Here is a 14,901-nt window from a genome sequence, read left to right as displayed (position 1 = left end):
TGGCTCGCTCCGCCGCTCACAGCGGGATGTTTCCGTGCTTCTTCGGCGGCAACGTCACCATCTTGCGTTCCAACAAACGCAGTGCGGCGACGATCTGACCACGTGTGTGCGACGGCGGGATGACCGCGTCGACATAGCCGCGCTCAGCGGCGACGTACGGGTTCACCAGCGTGTCTTCGTACTCGGTCTGGAGCTTCAAGCGCAAGGCATCGACGTCTTCACCGTTCTTTGCGGCGTCGAGCAACTGCTTGCGGTAGACGAATCCGACAGCGCCGGAAGCGCCCATCACGGCGATCTGCGCGGTCGGCCAGGCCAGGTTCACGTCGGCGCCCATGTGCTTGGAGCCCATCACGTCGTACGCGCCGCCGTATGCCTTGCGCGTGATGACGGTGATCTTGCCGACCGTCGCCTCTCCGTAGGCGTAGAGCAGCTTGGCTCCGCGGCGGATGATGCCGTTGTATTCCTGATCGGTACCGGGCAGGAACCCCGGCACGTCGACGAGGGTGATGATCGGGACGTTGAACGCATCGCAGGTACGGACGAAACGCGCGGCCTTCTCGGAGGCGTCGATGTCGAGACAGCCCGCGAACTGCATCGGCTGGTTTGCGACGATGCCGACGCTGCGGCCGTCGACACGACCGAAGCCGACGACGATGTTCATCGCGCGTTCGGCCTGCACCTCGAGGAATTCGTCGTCGTCGAGGATGCGTCGAATGACTTCGTGCATGTCGTACGGCTGATTCGAGGAGTCCGGGATCAGCGTGTCGAGTTCGATGTCCTCGGCCGTCAGCGAGTCCTCGAACGAGCCGTCGATCGGATCGGTCGGGATCATGCGGGGTGCTTCGCCGCGGTTGTTGCTCGGCAGGTAGCTCAGCAGATCCTTGACGTAGTCGAGGGCATCCTGCTCGCCGGACGCAACGTAGTGCGCGACACCGGACTTCACCATGTGCGTGTGTGCTCCGCCGAGATCCTCCATCGTGACCTCTTCGCCGGTCACCGACTTGATCACGTCGGGTCCCGTGACGAACATCTGCGACGTCTGGTCGACCATCACGGTGAAGTCGGTGAGTGCGGGGGAGTAGACGTGCCCACCCGCGGCGGCGCCCATGATCAGCGAGATCTGCGGGATGACACCGGATGCCTGCACGTTGCGGTGGAAGATCTCGCCGTAGAGGCCGAGCGAGACCACGCCTTCCTGGATGCGTGCACCGGCACCCTCGTTGATCCCGATCAGCGGTCGACCGGTGCGGAGTGCGAGGTCCATGACCTTCACGATCTTCTCGCCGTACACCTCGCCGAGGCTGCCGCCGAAGACCGTGACGTCCTGGCTGAAGACGCAGACGTCGCGACCGTCGATGGTGCCGTAGCCGGTGACCACACCGTCGCCGAGCGGCCGGTTCTCGGCCAAGCCGAAGTTCACACTGCGGTGGCGCGCGAGTGCATCGAGTTCGACGAACGAACCTTCGTCGAGCAGTGCGGTGATGCGCTCGCGGGCGGTCAGTTTGCCCTTCGCGTGCACCTTCTCCACGGCGGCTTCGCCGGTGGGCAGCTTGGCTTCGTCCAGACGATTCCGCAGGTCCGCGAGCTTTCCTGCGGTGGTGTGGATGTCTGGGGCAGATGTCTTCTCGGTCGGAGTCGACGACGCAACACTGGTCATGAAGAGACAGCCTAACGAGCGGAAACTCCGTGACAAATGGCGAGGGGAGCTACTCGTCAGTAGAAAGCCGAAGCGGCCGTACGCTACTCGTATGTTCAGCGATCTCAGCCGACCTCCGCTCAACGCCGCCGAGTTGCGGCGAGGGCTCGAGTATTTTTCCGCTCTCGACGTCGTCGACAGCACGGGTTCCACCAACGCCGACTTGTTGGCGCGCGCAGGCGACCGCGACGCCGATCGGAGCGTGTTGATCGCGGAGTTCCAGGAGACCGGCCGCGGCAGGCATTCCCGCACCTGGATCAGTCCGCCACAGGCGCAGATCTCGATGTCGGTGCTGCTGCGGCTACCCGGAATACCGCCCGCCGATTTGGGGTGGTTGCCGTTGCTGACCGGCATCGCCGCCGTAGACGCTTTGCGTGCGGCAGCAAAGGTCGACGCAAAGCTGAAGTGGCCCAACGATGTTCAGATCGACGGCAAGAAGGTGGCAGGCATCCTCGCCGAGGTGGGGGAGACCGCACCGGAGCCCGTCGTGGTGATCGGGATCGGCCTCAACGTGAGTCTGCGCGAAGACGAGCTGCCCGCGCCGGAGGCGACGTCCTTGCTGCTCGCGGGGGCCGACATCACCGACCGCACCACCTTGGTTCGCGCCCTGCTTCGAGAACTGGCAGCGCGGCTGACCGCATGGGAGAGGGTGGGGTGGTCCACCGCCGACTTGGCCGCGGTCTACCGCGAACGCTGCTCGACGATCGGCGCGTCGGTTCGCGCGGACCTGCCCGGCGGCGAGGCGGTCACCGGCACCGCGACCGATGTCGATGCCCAAGGCAGGCTTTCGATCGACACCGGTGCCGGCGTCCGTTCGGTTTCGGCCGGCGACGTGACCCACCTGCGACCGGCATAGACAGGGTTCGACAAGAAATGGGATATCCGGAAGATGCTCTCGCGGACGACGAAGAGCTGCTGCTGCATCGGCATCCGCACTGGAAGATGCTGTTCGTCCCCGCACTCGTCTTCATCGTCGCGACTGCGATTGCAGGCTTTCTACTCGGCGTCGTGCAGGCACGGATCGACGGGAACAGTCGATCGATTCTGCTGATCGCGGTGGCGGTGCTGTGGGCGATCGTGGTCGCGTGGCGCTGCCTGGTTCCGCTGATCCGTTGGAAGGCAACACATTTCATCGTGACGGATCGGCGAGTCCTTATTCGCAAAGGTGTGCTCACCCACACCGGCATCGACATTCCGATGGGGCGGATCTCCAACGTTCAGTTTCGGCACGGACTGTTCGACCGCATGCTGGGTACCGGCACCCTGATCATCGGGTCGGCATCGGAGGATCCGCTGGAGTTCGACGAGGTGCCGCAGGTGGAGCGGGTCCACTCGCTGCTCTATCACCAGGTGTTCGATGCGATGGATCTCGACCGTGACCGCGATCGAGGCGACGAATTCGGGCAAGATCCCGACGATCCCGACGGGCATCGCGGCAGGTCCGTACGCTGAATTCGTGACTGCCGTACTCCTGGCCGAAGATGACGAGGCCATCGCCGCTCCGCTTTCCCGTGCTCTCGGCAGGGAGGGATACTCCGTAACGATCGAGCATTCCGGCCCAGCTGCCCTCAAATCAGCTCTCGAAGGCAGCCACGACCTGCTGATTCTCGATCTCGGTCTGCCCGGGATGGACGGCCTGGAGGTGTGCCGCCAGGTGCGCGCGCACCGCTCCGACCTGGCTGTCCTCATGCTGACGGCACGGACCGACGAGGTCGATTTCGTGGTCGGGCTCGACGCAGGCGCCGACGATTACGTCGGCAAGCCGTTCCGTCTCGCCGAGCTGATGGCCCGCGTGCGTGCGCTGCTGCGTCGCAGCACCGGCTCCGAGGACGCAGTGGTGGAGGTCGGCGGCATTCGGCTCGAGCCCGCGGCGAGACGCGTTCTTGTCAACGGCAGCGAGATCGGTCTCGCGAACAAGGAGTACGAGCTGCTCAAGGTACTCATCGACCGTGCTGGGCAGGTGGTCTCGCGAGACACCATCCTGCGCGAGGTGTGGGGCGATGCCGAGCTGCGCGGATCGAAGACCCTCGACATGCACATGTCCTGGTTGCGCCGAAAGATCGGCGACGAGGGGTCGGTGGCGGAACGGCGCATCGCGACGGTGCGCGGTGTCGGATTCCGGCTGAACACCGACTAGCTTCGCCAACGCATGCGCCGCCGAATTCTGCTGTCGGTCCTCGCGGTGGTTCTGTTGACCACACTGGTCCTCGGCCTGCCCTTGATGTACACGGCCTGGTTGTGGGTCGAAGACATCACCCGCAACGACCTGCAGACCCGTCTCGATCGGATGGCAGCGGAGATCATCTCGCAGGAGGGTGACGAGGGGCTGGTCGACGGACCGCTCGACGCAAGCGCCGTACGTCTGCTGATCCCCAACGGCGGCAAGCTTGTCGTGGTCTATCCGACCCCCGTGGACAGCGCGTCCCGTATCGACATCGGCAGCGAATCCGTCCGGAACCCGCTGGTCGAATCGCTGTCGATGGGCACATCGGGGTCGTTGCGACTGGAAGTGCCGTCCGACGAGATGCGAGTGTTGCAGCGACAGGCCGTCGCGACGGTCGCGCTGGTCGTGCTGGCTTCGATGGCTGCGGGTACCGGAGTCGCCGTCGTGACCGCGCGACGCCTCGCCGACCCGCTGCGGGATGTCGCAGCCCGTGCGGCTCGGCTTGCCGAGGGCGACTTCCGGCCCGATCCGCGCAGGCACGGCATCGCCGAACTGGACCGGGTGTCCGATGTTCTGGACTCGGCGACCGTCGAAATCTCCGGTCGACTGCAGCGCGAGCGGACGTTGGTCGCAGATGTGTCCCATCAGCTCCGCAGCAGGCTCACCGCCGTCCGCCTACGACTGGACGAGCTCTCCGTCCACGACGATCCCGCGGTGGTCGACGAAGCCGAAGAAGCAATGGCCCAGGTGGATCGGCTGACCGTCGCGATCGACGACCTGGTTCGGTCGTCGCGCATCGACGGTGCGGCCGGTGGGCGACCGGTGCCGGTCGTCGCGGAGTTGTCGGGCGTGGTCGCCGATTGGCAACGTCCGTTCGTGGATGCGGGTCGCAGCCTGGTGCTGGGTGGTGATGCGTCGCTGCGCGCCCCGATCACCGGTTCACGTCTGCGTGAGGCGGTATCGGTACTCGTCGACAACGCGCTCGTGCACGGCGACGGCGCCTGCACGGTGACGGTGCGCATGGCGCACGGTCTCGGCGATCAACCGAGTGTCTGTGTGGAAGTGGCCGACGAGGGCGCAGGCGTGAGCAACGACCTCGCTCCGCACATCTTCGACCGCGGCTTCTCCGGTGCCGGATCTACCGGCGTCGGCCTTGCGCTCGCGCGTGCACTGGTCGAGGCCGATGGCGGACGGCTGGAGTTGCAGCGCCGGCGTCCCGCATTGTTCGCACTGTTCCTGGCATCGGCACGAGCAACCGTTCCGGCGCTGCCGACCGTGGGTGAACCGCGCTAGCTACGAGTGGCCGAACTCTTCCTCGGCCTCGTCGTAATCGACCGCGTTCACGTCTTCGTCCGGGAACGCGAATCGGCGCAGCGCCCAGAACCGGAAGACCATCTGCAGCAGGTTGCCGATGATGTAGTTCAGGACGAAATCGACGATCAGCCGCGTCGTCAGGCTCTCCGTCGTCTCGCGGATGTCGAAGATGTTGTTCGCGATCCACAACGGTGCGGCGGCAAGCAGCACACCGATTCCGCTGATCGCGAAGAACAGCAGCGCCTCGTGGTGGCGTTCCCGACCGCCACGATTCCGGAATGCCCACTCGCGATTGAGGATGTAGCTGAGGATCGTTGCGAGCACGCCCGAGATGATCTTGGCGACCACCGGCTTCTCTTCGAGAACCGTCAGGCTCAGGGAGTAGAAGATCGCCAAATCGAAAACCATGGTGGTTCCGCCGACGATTGCAAATTTGATCAACTCGCTGTGCCGAAGCAGCATGTCCCGGTAGGGCTGGGGAACGCGACCTACCGCGTTATCGACTAGGGACACAACGAAGAAGTGTACGAAAGGCAACGAACTGTTGCCGACTCGACGCGCATATTGGGGTCAATCCATACGGAACTTCACACGTGCAACCGTCGTGGTCGACCGAACATGACAACATTGTCAGCCGTGGATGGAACTTCAGCTGCGGATCTCGAAAAACTCGACGGGTCGGCGCCCCGCCCCAGCACACCACGCGAGTTGGATGCATCGATGCCGGTGGTCACGATGGTCGGCGGCGGGCAGCTCGCACGGATGACGCATCAGGCCGCGATCGCGCTCGGCCAAAGTCTGCGAGTGCTGTCCGCCGGTGCCGACGAGCCGGCTGCTCAGGTGTGCCGCGATGTGGTGATCGGATCGCATACGGATCTGGATGCGCTGCGTCGAGCGGCAGTCGGGTCCAATGCGTTCACCTTCGATCACGAGCACGTGCCCACCGAGCACCTCGACATCTTGGTCGCCGAAGGCGTGAACGTAGCTCCGCCACCGGAAGCGTTGATCTTCGCGCAGGACAAATTGGCGATGCGGCGCAAGTTGGAGCAACTCGGCCTGCCCATCCCGCCCTATGCCGAGGTCACCGAGCTGGGTGACGTCACCCGTTTCGCAGACGATCACGGCTGGCCGGTGGTGGTGAAGGCGATTCGCGGTGGCTACGACGGTCGTGGTGTCTGGATGCCTGCCGACCAGTGGGAAGCCGAGAAGATCGTCGAGGAGCAGCTGGCCAAGGACGTGCCGCTGGTCGTCGAAGTCAAGGTTGCGCTGCGACGCGAGTTGTCTGCGATGGTGGCGCGGTCACCGTTCGGGCAGGGTGCGGCGTGGCCGGTCGTCGAGACGGTCCAACGCGACGGCCAGTGCGCTGTCGTGATTGCTCCCGCGCCGGATCTGTCCGAAGACGTATCGGCAGAGGCCGAGAATCTGGCGCTGCGGCTGGCAGGCGAACTGGGTGTGGTCGGGGCGATGGCGGTCGAGCTGTTCGAGACGACCACGGGCGAGATCTTGATCAACGAGCTTGCGATGCGCCCGCACAACTCCGGTCACTGGGGAATGGACGGCGCGCGAACGTCGCAGTTCGAGCAGCATCTGCGGGCCGTGCTCGACTACCCGCTCGGCGACACGTCGCCCCTTGCCCCGGTCACGGTGATGGCGAACGTGCTCGGCGCTCCACATGCGCCGACGATGAGCATGGACGAGCGAGTCCATCACCTGTTTGCCCGAATGCCCGATGCCAAGGTGCACCTGTACGGCAAGGGCGAACGCCCCGCGCGCAAGATCGGGCATGTCAACGTGCTCGGCGACGACGTCGCAGTGGTGCGCGAAAAAGCCGAGCGTGCGGCCCATTGGTTGTCACACGCCGAATGGACCGACGGATGGGACATACATTCATGACCGACGTTTCTGGGACCGACGTTTCTGGGACCGACGTTTCTGGGACCGCAGTGCAGGTAGGCCTGATCATGGGCAGCGACTCCGACTGGCCGACGATGGAAGCCGCTGCGGAAGCGTTGGCGGAGTTCGAAATTCGGTTCGAGGTCGGCGTCGTCTCGGCGCACCGCACGCCGCAGCGGATGCTCGACTACGCCCGCGACGCCGCCGGGCGCGGCCTGCGGGTCATCATCGCCGGTGCCGGTGGTGCTGCCCACCTGCCCGGCATGGTCGCGTCGGCAACACCACTGCCGGTGATCGGGGTTCCGGTTCCGCTCGAGTACCTGGACGGCATGGATTCGCTGCTGTCGATCGTGCAGATGCCCGCGGGTGTTCCGGTCGCGACGGTATCGATCGGCGGGGCTCGCAACGCAGGGCTGCTCGCCGCACGAATTCTCGGCTCGTCCGACGACGCCCTTCGCGCGCGAATGGAGCAGTTCCAGGCGGGCCTGGAAACCATGGTGCTGGAGAAGGACGCGGCGCTGCGCAACAAGCTGCTGGGCTGACCGTGCCCACCGACGCGTCCGCCCGCTTTCGGCTCGTCGTCGTTGCGGAGGCGCTCCGGCTGTTCGCGGAGAAGGGGTACGAGGCGACATCCGTCGACGAGATCGCCGAGGCGGCGGGAATCTCGAGACGCACCTTCTTTCGACAGTTCCGCGCGAAGGAAGACGTCGTTTTCGCCGATCACGAAATTCTCTTGTCGCAAGCGGCCGATTTTCTCGCGGGCGAGCACGACGATCCGTGGGATGCCGTTCGCGAAGCCGCGGTGCTGATCTTCGATGGCTTCTCGAACTGGCGGGACATCACACAGCGCCGCTACGGCGTCGTGCACGAGGTTCCCGCGTTGCGCGACCGCGAGATCGTGACGATCTTTCGCTACGAGCGCCTGTTCACCGACTATCTGCGTCGATCTCTTCCCGATGAGCCCGATCTTGTTCTCGTTCAGTTCGCGGCGACGGTGACGGCCACCCACAACTACCTGCTGCGCCGGATGGCGCGCGATGGCAGCCGGACGACGACACGCGAGTTGCGAGACGTGTTGGGCAGTATCGGTCATGGTTGGCGTACCGCCTCCGACGACAACATGGTGGTAGCGGTCTTTCCGAGAGACATGTCGTCGCGGCGCGTTGCCGAGTTGGTACAGCGGAAACTGGACGCGCAGTGACATGGACATCGAGTGAACTGGCACTCAGTGTCCAACATTGGCACTGAACGACGAAGTTTCGTGCGGTATAGTCCGATTGGATGGCACTCAGTGCCGCGCAATCTTTCCTACATTCGAGGGAGCTGTTGATGGCTGGAAACCCGGATTTCGATCTGTTCAAGCTGGCAGAGGAGCACGACGAGCTGAGGTCCGCGATCCGCGCGCTGTCGGAGAAGGAGATCGCGCCGTACGCAAAGGACGTCGACGGCGAGTCACGTTTTCCGGAAGAGGCACTCACCGCTCTCAACGCATCCGGCTTCAACGCGGTCCACGTCCCCGAGGCCTACGACGGCCAGGGTGCGGACTCGGTTGCCACCTGCATCGTGATCGAGGAAGTCGCCCGCGTGTGCGGCTCGTCCTCGCTGATTCCGGCGGTCAACAAGCTCGGCACCATGGGCCTGATCCTCAAGGGCTCCGAAGAGCTCAAGAAGCAGGTCCTTCCGACGCTCGCCAACGACGGTCTGATGGCGTCGTACGCGCTGTCCGAGCGGGAGGCGGGCTCCGACGCGGCCGCCATGCGGACCCGTGCGAAGCAGGACGGCGACGACTGGATCCTCAACGGCTCCAAGTGTTGGATCACCAACGGCGGTAAGTCCACCTGGTACACGGTGATGGCCGTGACCGATCCCGACAAGGGTGCCAACGGCATCAGCTCGTTCATCGTCCACAAGGACGATCCCGGCTTCTCGGTCACCGGCTACGAGCACAAGCTCGGCATCAAGGGTTCGCCGACCGCCGAGCTCGCCTTCGAGAACTGCAAGATCCCGGGCGACCGCATCATCGGCGATCCCGGCACCGGCTTCAAGACCGCGCTGGAAACCCTCGACCACACGCGCCCGACCATCGGCGCGCAGGCAGTCGGCCTTGCCCAGGGTGCATTCGATGCCGCCCTGGCATACACGAAGGACCGCAAGCAGTTCGGCAAAGCGATCGCCGACAACCAGGCGGTGCAGTTCATGCTCGCCGATATGGCGATGAAGATCGAGGCAGCGCGCCTGATGGTCTACACGTCGGCCGCACGCGCAGAGCGTGGCGAGAAGAACTTGGGCTTCATCTCGGCGGCGGCCAAGTGCTTCGCCTCCGACGTGGCCATGGAGGTCACCACCGACGCCGTTCAGCTCTTCGGTGGCGCCGGCTACACCACCGACTTCCCGGTCGAGCGCATGATGCGCGACGCCAAGATCACGCAGATCTACGAGGGCACCAATCAGATTCAGCGGGTCGTCATGTCGCGGGCACTGTTGAAGGGCTGATCCGGGCTCAACTGCTTCCGAGGTCCTCCGTCATTCGTCGAGTGCGCACTTGTTGCGATTCCACTCGATGTTTGCGACAGCAAGTGCGCTTTCGGCGGGCTGGCGGTGGGCGCCGCGTATGGTAGAGCCGCTTGCATCGTCGCAGGGTAAAGGGGCCGTGGCCGACCATGACCGAATCGAACGTCGTCGAGGATCAACCGAGTGAGCTGACCTGGATCAGCTACGAGGATTTCGGTCGACGGTTCTTCGTCGAAGCGGTGACTACCGACCGCATCGCGGCAGCGGTCGCCGGTATGGCCGGTAAGGGCATGAAGATCGGGCCGTCCAAGATCGGGCCCGGTGGCATCGCGGGGATCGTCGCCGAGGGCACTATCGGGAAGCCGACGATCTCGCGGCGTGACGGTGACGACGTCCGGTTCGATCTGATGGTTCCGGCGTCGCTGGTGTTGTCGCTGCGCTTCGGTCAGCAGGTCCGCATCGAAGCCAGCGTGGAGATAAACCTCGAGCTGTCCGCGCGGGCCGCGGCGCCGTTGCTGATCGTCATCGACATTCCGAAGGTGACGCACGACGACGTGAAGTTGGTGGTCCGTGCCGAAGCGTTGGGCGCGGCGTGGGAATGGTTGCTCGAACCGATCGGGCGGATCGTGCGCTTCGAGGTTGCCAACCGGTTGAACGCGATGCTGTCCGATCCCGCGTCCGTACGCGGCCGAGTGTTCGATATCGGAGCGAGAATCGACGACAACGGTGAACAGCGCTCCACCAACACCACCTTCGACTGGATCACCTACGAGGAGTTCGGCACTCGGTTCTTCCAGCATGCGGTGACGCAAGCTCGCATTTCCGAAGGTGCGAAGGATCTCGCAGGTCGCAAAATCGAGATCGGTCCACTCAAAACCGGGCCGGGAGACATGGCGTCGGTGAGCGCCGACGGCGCCGTTCGCGCGCCGCGTACCGACCCTCGGTCGGACAACCCGGTCGAGTTCGACCTGACCGTTCCCCTCGACCTCGATCTGGTCATCTCGATTGCCCGCGACAACAACTACAAGGCCGATATTGCGATTCCGTTGGTGCTGACCGCTCGCGCCGCCGAGCCGCTGCAGATCGTGGTCGACGTTGCCCAGGTGGATCCGGACGACGTCGACGTGGAGCTGAAGTCCAAGGGGCTGAGCGCGTCGGTGCTGGGGTTGATCGGCGGCGTGAAGAAGCAGATTCGCGAGCAGGTCGCCGCGGAGGTCAACAATCAGACCAGAGACCGCTCTTCGCGAACGGTGGATGTCGCTGCGCGCATCGCCAGCGCCTAGCGGTCAACTTTCGTCGGCCTCGCGCTGACGCTTCGCCTCACGACGCTGTTGCTCGGCCCGTTCACGGCAGCGCCGCAGAAACTCTTCGTCGTCCTCGGGGCGTTGTGCGATGTGACGTCCGGGGCGGTCGTATTCGGTGTAGCCCGCTGCTGCGGCGGGTCCGGAGAAGGCGCGTCGAGCACCTTCCGGCCGACCCGCGACCAGCCAGATGATCGAGCCGATGGTCGGGACGAACAGGACGATCAGCAGCCACATGATCTTGGGCAGATTGCGCACTTCGGATTCGGGGCACGTGATCACGTCGACCAGACAGTAGATCCAGAGCACCAGAGTGAGCAGTGCAAATACGGCATACGGCATGTGGGCCCCCAGGACTCGTCACGACTGTGATCGGAGTGGATACCGCGAGGTATGCCTGGTTTGTTACGTCCCTCCGTATTGGGCCGTCGAAATCACACTGAAGTGACTGGTGTTACGCAAGCGGCTAGCGACACCAGAGTGAATGTGATGAAATATGTAAACAAACGACGATACCGGCGAGTGGCACTGCCTTGGGGAAGGCGCGCCGGTGTGTCGACCAACCGACAGCGATGCGAGGTTGCACGTGCAGGTATCCCGGCGAAGCTTGTTCAGGTACGCGGCGGCAGGCTCGTGCGCGTTGGGCTTGAGTGCGATCGGCTCCAGGTCGGTTGTTGCGCAAGCAGATTCGGATCTCGGGACGCTGATCGACTACGCGGGTGGCGTTCCATCGGCAGCTGCGATCAAGGACGCCGGATACGCCGGCGCCATTCGGTACGTTTCGGACCGCCGCAAGGGCGCGGAATGGATGACCGGAAAACCGATGCTCGCGGGTGAGGCGGAAGCACTGCAGGCCGCCGGTCTGTCCGTGGTCTCCTGCTACCAGTACGGCAAGGGGCCGACCGCCGACTGGCGCGGTGGGCTGGAGGCGGGCAAGAAGCACGCCGCTCGCGGGCTGGAACTGCACCGCGCTGCGGGCGGGCCGGACAACAAGCCGATCTACGCATCCATCGACGACAATCCGACCACGATCGAGTTCGCCACCATGATCGCCCCCTACCTCCTCGGCTGGCAGGGCGTGGTCGGCGATACCAATCTGGGTGTCTACGCGAACTCAGGAACGATCAACCTGGCTCGGCTCGCGGGCCTGGGTTCGTTCTTCTGGCAACACGATTGGGGCACGCCGGAGGGCTACGTCCACCCGGACGCGAACCTGCATCAGCACCAGATCGATCAGCACAGCGTCGACGGCGTCGGTGTCGATCTGAACGTGATCTTGAAGCCCGACTACGGGCAGTGGTGAAGGAGAACCGACATGGACCTGCTGATCAATCTCTTCTACGCCGCGACCGGCTGGGTGTACAGCGCCGTCTCGTCCGGCTCATCGGGCAACGGCTCGCTCTAGCGCACCGTCACGTCTGGACGTGATACATCCCGGCTTCGTCGGGCTCGGCCTCGTCCGGCACGACGTACAGCGCCGGACGGGGCTGCGGCGCGGTCTTTTCGCCCTGCCACGACAGCAGCGACCAGCGCGACCTTCCGGAGAACGCGGATCCCAGACTGGCGAACGACGCGGACGACAGGGCTGACCCGAAGGATCCCACCGAGCCGATGGACAGCACCGATCCGACACTGCCGATGGAGAGCACCGAATAGGCGGATCCGATGGACAGGATCGAACCTTCGGAGCGAATCGACAATATCGACCTGTGCGAATGCGCGGACTTTTTCGATCGGCTGTTGACGGCCATTCCTCGGTCTACCACAGCCCAACCGAGTCGATGGCCGGAAATCGCGACTCGTCGTCACCGATGGACGCGACCGCCCTCTCTCAGCGATGCGCCAAGGTGACGGTTGCTCCTCGATGCGGGGTGAGCAGGATGTTGCGATGTTGATCTTGGCGTTCACCGGCGCCGGCGTCGGGTAGCAGTCGGCGGTGCGTGAGGATCGTGCGCAGCAGGACTCGTGATTCGAACATCGCGAAGTTCGCGGCGAGGCAGCGATGGGCACCGCCGCCGAAGGGCAACCATCGGTGGGGGTCGGGTCGGACCCCGAGGAACCGGTCGGGATCGAACTCGTCCGGATTCGGGTAGAACTCCTCGCGTTTCTGGATCGCGTTGATGTAAAGCATCACGATGGTGCCCTTCGGCACGCGTAAGCCGTTGATGTCGACGTCTTTCTCGGCGTAGCGCATCGTCACAGGGAGGGCAGGCCGTATCCGCATGGTCTCGGTGATGACGGCGTCGAGGTAGTCGTCAGCACCGGCTGCCAAGCTCTGGTCGAGGGTGGCCATCACCTCGGGGTGGCGAACAAGCCGCTCCGCGACCCAGGCGAGAGTGACCGCTGTCGTTTCGTAGCCGGCGATGAGCAACATTCGCTGAAACACCGCGATCATCTGATCGGAGAGCAGGTTCTCCGGGTCGTCTTCCGCCAGTTCGAGGAAGATCGCCAGGCAGTCCTTTCGCTGGACCGGGCTGGGGTTCGCCCGCCGGAAGGCGATTTCTTCCAAAGTCACCGCGTCGATGCGGGCGCTGATCTCTCGCATCGCGGTGTAGCGGGGCCACCGGCCGCCGCTGAGAATCGCGGCTACGTACCGGGTGCGCATTCCGTTGGAGGCGATCGCCCGGTCGAGGTCGATCAATGCCTGTTCCAGTCGGTCCCGCCGATCGCCCTCGGTCACACCGAACACGACCGACATGATCACGTCGCGCGCGAGCGTTTTCATCTGTCGCGTGAAGCGGACCGGCTCCCCGACAGGCCACTCGTCCACGCGTCGCTTCGCGGCGTCGACCATCGCTTCCTCGTAACCGCGCAGGGCGGCTCCGTTGAAAGCCGGCGCCACTTTCTTGCGCAGCTTGGCGTGATTGGCCCCGTTCCACCAGTCGATCATTTCGCGGCCGAAGAGCATCTCGTGCGGTGCGAGCCGACGCAGCGCCTCACCGAGGCGCAACCCGCTGTCGACCTGGGTGAAGACCGCTTTCGCGTCCTCGGGAACCGCGGTGAAGAGCATTGTCGGCAATAACGGCAGATCGACCACCATCCGATCCCCGCGAACGTCGAACTGCTTGCGCGCGAACTCCGGATCAGCCCAGAAAGCCGCGAATCCGACAGCGGAATGAATCGGTGGTCGCGGCAGATCCCGCAACTGGATTGTCGCCTGGCGCGGCTTGGTCTTGTCGGCGGTACTTTCCACGGCCATCAGAGCTCCCTCGCTCGGAAGAAATTTATAAAAGAACGTATACGTTTCTTTGTTAGAACTGTGTCAGCGCGCCCTCTCGCTGTCAAGGACCCGGCGGCAAGAAGGTCGTCCGGATCGTCCAAGATGGGTGCGAGAGCGCGGCGGAAGGTGAGTTGGCATGGGCAACGATCTGGCGGGGACGTTTCCGGCGGATGCGCCGGGTTTACCGCGCGGGCGCGGCAGGCTCGATCGAGAACAGGTCCGAGAGGCGCAACGTCCACGACTGTTGCGGGCTGCGATCTCAGCGATCGCCGAAGTCGGCTACTCCGCGACGACGGTCGCCGACATAGTCACCCGCGCGCGGGTGGCGCGCGCGGCGTTCTACGAGCAGTTTCCTACCAAGGAAGCGTGTTTCCTCGCTGCCGTCGGCGCGGGCCGCGACAGTGTGCTTCGGCAGGTCGTCACCGCCGCCGATGGCGCGGCGTCGCACGACTGGTCGGCTGTGGTCAGGGCGGCGATGCGCGAGTATCTGCGGGTTGCGGCGAGCGAGCCCGAATTCACCAGGGCGTGGACGCTGGAGTTGCCCGGAGCAGGGCCGGCCGCAGTTCGATTGCGGAACGAGTACTTGGATACTCTCGCGGCCACCATGCGCAGCTGGCATCGGATGAGTGGTAGCCCACCCGCAACCGACAACACCTATCTGGCGCTCGTCGGCGGGTGTCTGGAACTGTTCTACCGCTATGTCGCCGACGGTCGCACCGCCGAGCTGCCTGAACTCGAAGACGCGTTCGTGTCATTCCTGACGACAGGATTGCAACGTTTCGAGGTACCGACCGCCGAATGA

At 64.5% G+C, this 14,901-nt stretch carries 16 protein-coding genes; 11 read left to right on the top strand and 5 right to left on the bottom strand.

What is annotated here, in order from left to right; all coding sequences use genetic code 11:
- Window positions 1-16: 16 nt before the first annotated feature.
- Window positions 17-1,657, bottom strand: a complete 1,641-nt coding sequence (locus FOY51_RS13185) for an acyl-CoA carboxylase subunit beta (RefSeq protein WP_149430688.1) — start codon at window positions 1,655-1,657, stop codon at window positions 17-19.
- 91 nt (window positions 1,658-1,748) lie between these two features.
- Here FOY51_RS13185 and FOY51_RS13180 point away from each other — a divergent pair, with 91 nt between their 5' ends.
- From FOY51_RS13180 to FOY51_RS13165, 4 genes are read left to right on the top strand one after another with little or no spacing between them, the layout of a single operon-like run.
- Window positions 1,749-2,552, top strand: a complete 804-nt coding sequence (locus FOY51_RS13180; protein ID WP_149430687.1) for a biotin--[acetyl-CoA-carboxylase] ligase — start codon at window positions 1,749-1,751, stop codon at window positions 2,550-2,552.
- A gap of 17 nt (window positions 2,553-2,569) precedes the next feature.
- Complete coding sequence (locus FOY51_RS13175; RefSeq protein ID WP_149430686.1) at window positions 2,570-3,148, top strand: PH domain-containing protein; 579 nt, start codon at window positions 2,570-2,572, stop codon at window positions 3,146-3,148.
- A gap of 4 nt (window positions 3,149-3,152) precedes the next feature.
- A complete protein-coding gene (locus tag FOY51_RS13170) occupies window positions 3,153-3,833 on the top strand; it encodes a response regulator transcription factor (RefSeq protein WP_149430685.1) in 681 nt (226 codons plus the stop codon).
- Between the two features lie 12 nt (window positions 3,834-3,845).
- Window positions 3,846-5,153 carry a sensor histidine kinase gene (locus FOY51_RS13165; RefSeq protein WP_149430684.1) on the top strand — a complete coding sequence of 436 codons (1,308 nt, stop codon included), beginning with the start codon at window positions 3,846-3,848 and terminating at the stop codon, window positions 5,151-5,153.
- On the opposite strand, the gene FOY51_RS13160 is transcribed toward FOY51_RS13165, so the two are convergent.
- A complete protein-coding gene (locus tag FOY51_RS13160) occupies window positions 5,154-5,687 on the bottom strand; it encodes a GtrA family protein (protein WP_149430683.1) in 534 nt (177 codons plus the stop codon).
- Between the two features lie 105 nt (window positions 5,688-5,792).
- Between FOY51_RS13160 and FOY51_RS13155 the strand changes: the two genes are divergently transcribed.
- From FOY51_RS13155 to FOY51_RS13135, 5 genes are all read left to right on the top strand, one after another.
- A complete protein-coding gene (locus tag FOY51_RS13155; RefSeq protein ID WP_149430682.1) occupies window positions 5,793-7,067 on the top strand; it encodes a 5-(carboxyamino)imidazole ribonucleotide synthase in 1,275 nt (424 codons plus the stop codon).
- Complete coding sequence (gene purE, locus FOY51_RS13150) at window positions 7,064-7,609, top strand: 5-(carboxyamino)imidazole ribonucleotide mutase (RefSeq protein WP_149430681.1); 546 nt, start codon at window positions 7,064-7,066, stop codon at window positions 7,607-7,609. The genes FOY51_RS13155 and purE overlap by 4 nt, the downstream gene beginning before the upstream one ends.
- A 2-nt stretch (window positions 7,610-7,611) precedes the next feature.
- A complete protein-coding gene (locus FOY51_RS13145; RefSeq protein WP_149430680.1) occupies window positions 7,612-8,268 on the top strand; it encodes a TetR family transcriptional regulator in 657 nt (218 codons plus the stop codon).
- Window positions 8,269-8,396: 128 nt separating this feature from the next.
- Window positions 8,397-9,560 (top strand): acyl-CoA dehydrogenase, encoded by a 1,164-nt coding sequence (locus tag FOY51_RS13140; RefSeq protein ID WP_149430679.1) that lies wholly within the window; start codon window positions 8,397-8,399, stop codon window positions 9,558-9,560.
- Window positions 9,561-9,727: 167 nt separating this feature from the next.
- Window positions 9,728-10,861: a hypothetical protein gene (locus FOY51_RS13135; protein WP_149430678.1), complete on the top strand. Its 1,134-nt coding sequence runs from the start codon at window positions 9,728-9,730 to the stop codon at window positions 10,859-10,861.
- A gap of 3 nt (window positions 10,862-10,864) precedes the next feature.
- On the opposite strand, the gene FOY51_RS13130 is transcribed toward FOY51_RS13135, so the two are convergent.
- A complete protein-coding gene (locus tag FOY51_RS13130) occupies window positions 10,865-11,221 on the bottom strand; it encodes a PLD nuclease N-terminal domain-containing protein (RefSeq protein ID WP_149430677.1) in 357 nt (118 codons plus the stop codon).
- A gap of 244 nt (window positions 11,222-11,465) precedes the next feature.
- On the opposite strand from FOY51_RS13130, the gene FOY51_RS13125 reads away from it, so the two are divergent.
- Window positions 11,466-12,182: a DUF1906 domain-containing protein gene (locus FOY51_RS13125; protein WP_149430845.1), complete on the top strand. Its 717-nt coding sequence runs from the start codon at window positions 11,466-11,468 to the stop codon at window positions 12,180-12,182.
- Between the two features lie 109 nt (window positions 12,183-12,291).
- Here the strand turns inward: FOY51_RS13125 and FOY51_RS13120 are convergent, their stop codons facing one another.
- The gene (locus FOY51_RS13120; RefSeq protein ID WP_149430676.1) at window positions 12,292-12,630 is read right to left on the bottom strand and encodes a hypothetical protein; all 339 of its coding nucleotides are present in this window, start codon (window positions 12,628-12,630) and stop codon (window positions 12,292-12,294) included.
- An 80-nt stretch (window positions 12,631-12,710) separates the two neighbouring features.
- A complete protein-coding gene (locus tag FOY51_RS13115; protein WP_149430675.1) occupies window positions 12,711-14,078 on the bottom strand; it encodes a cytochrome P450 in 1,368 nt (455 codons plus the stop codon).
- A gap of 157 nt (window positions 14,079-14,235) precedes the next feature.
- Between FOY51_RS13115 and FOY51_RS13110 the strand changes: the two genes are divergently transcribed.
- On the top strand, window positions 14,236-14,901 hold the full coding sequence (locus FOY51_RS13110; RefSeq protein ID WP_149430674.1) for a TetR/AcrR family transcriptional regulator: 666 nt from the start codon (window positions 14,236-14,238) through the stop codon (window positions 14,899-14,901).

This window comes from Antrihabitans cavernicola (assembly GCF_008297975.1).
GTDB classification, from domain to species: Bacteria; Actinomycetota; Actinomycetes; order Mycobacteriales; family Mycobacteriaceae; genus Antrihabitans; species Antrihabitans cavernicola.
Note: the sequence above shows the minus strand (reverse complement) of the source record. Positions and strands in the feature narration are given on the sequence as shown.

Coding starts and splice junctions, on each gene's coding strand:
- FOY51_RS13130 (WP_149430677.1), bottom strand. CDS start 11,221: ATGCCGTATGCCGTATTTGCACTGCTCACTCTGGTGCTCTGGATCTAC.
- FOY51_RS13175 (WP_149430686.1), top strand. CDS start 2,570: ATGGGATATCCGGAAGATGCTCTCGCGGACGACGAAGAGCTGCTGCTG.
- FOY51_RS13155 (WP_149430682.1), top strand. CDS start 5,793: ATGACAACATTGTCAGCCGTGGATGGAACTTCAGCTGCGGATCTCGAA.
- purE (WP_149430681.1), top strand. CDS start 7,064: ATGACCGACGTTTCTGGGACCGACGTTTCTGGGACCGACGTTTCTGGG.
- FOY51_RS13120 (WP_149430676.1), bottom strand. CDS start 12,630: ATGGCCGTCAACAGCCGATCGAAAAAGTCCGCGCATTCGCACAGGTCG.
- FOY51_RS13135 (WP_149430678.1), top strand. CDS start 9,728: ATGACCGAATCGAACGTCGTCGAGGATCAACCGAGTGAGCTGACCTGG.
- FOY51_RS13180 (WP_149430687.1), top strand. CDS start 1,749: ATGTTCAGCGATCTCAGCCGACCTCCGCTCAACGCCGCCGAGTTGCGG.
- FOY51_RS13115 (WP_149430675.1), bottom strand. CDS start 14,078: ATGGCCGTGGAAAGTACCGCCGACAAGACCAAGCCGCGCCAGGCGACA.
- FOY51_RS13110 (WP_149430674.1), top strand. CDS start 14,236: ATGGGCAACGATCTGGCGGGGACGTTTCCGGCGGATGCGCCGGGTTTA.
- FOY51_RS13165 (WP_149430684.1), top strand. CDS start 3,846: ATGCGCCGCCGAATTCTGCTGTCGGTCCTCGCGGTGGTTCTGTTGACC.
- FOY51_RS13185 (WP_149430688.1), bottom strand. CDS start 1,657: ATGACCAGTGTTGCGTCGTCGACTCCGACCGAGAAGACATCTGCCCCA.
- FOY51_RS13140 (WP_149430679.1), top strand. CDS start 8,397: ATGGCTGGAAACCCGGATTTCGATCTGTTCAAGCTGGCAGAGGAGCAC.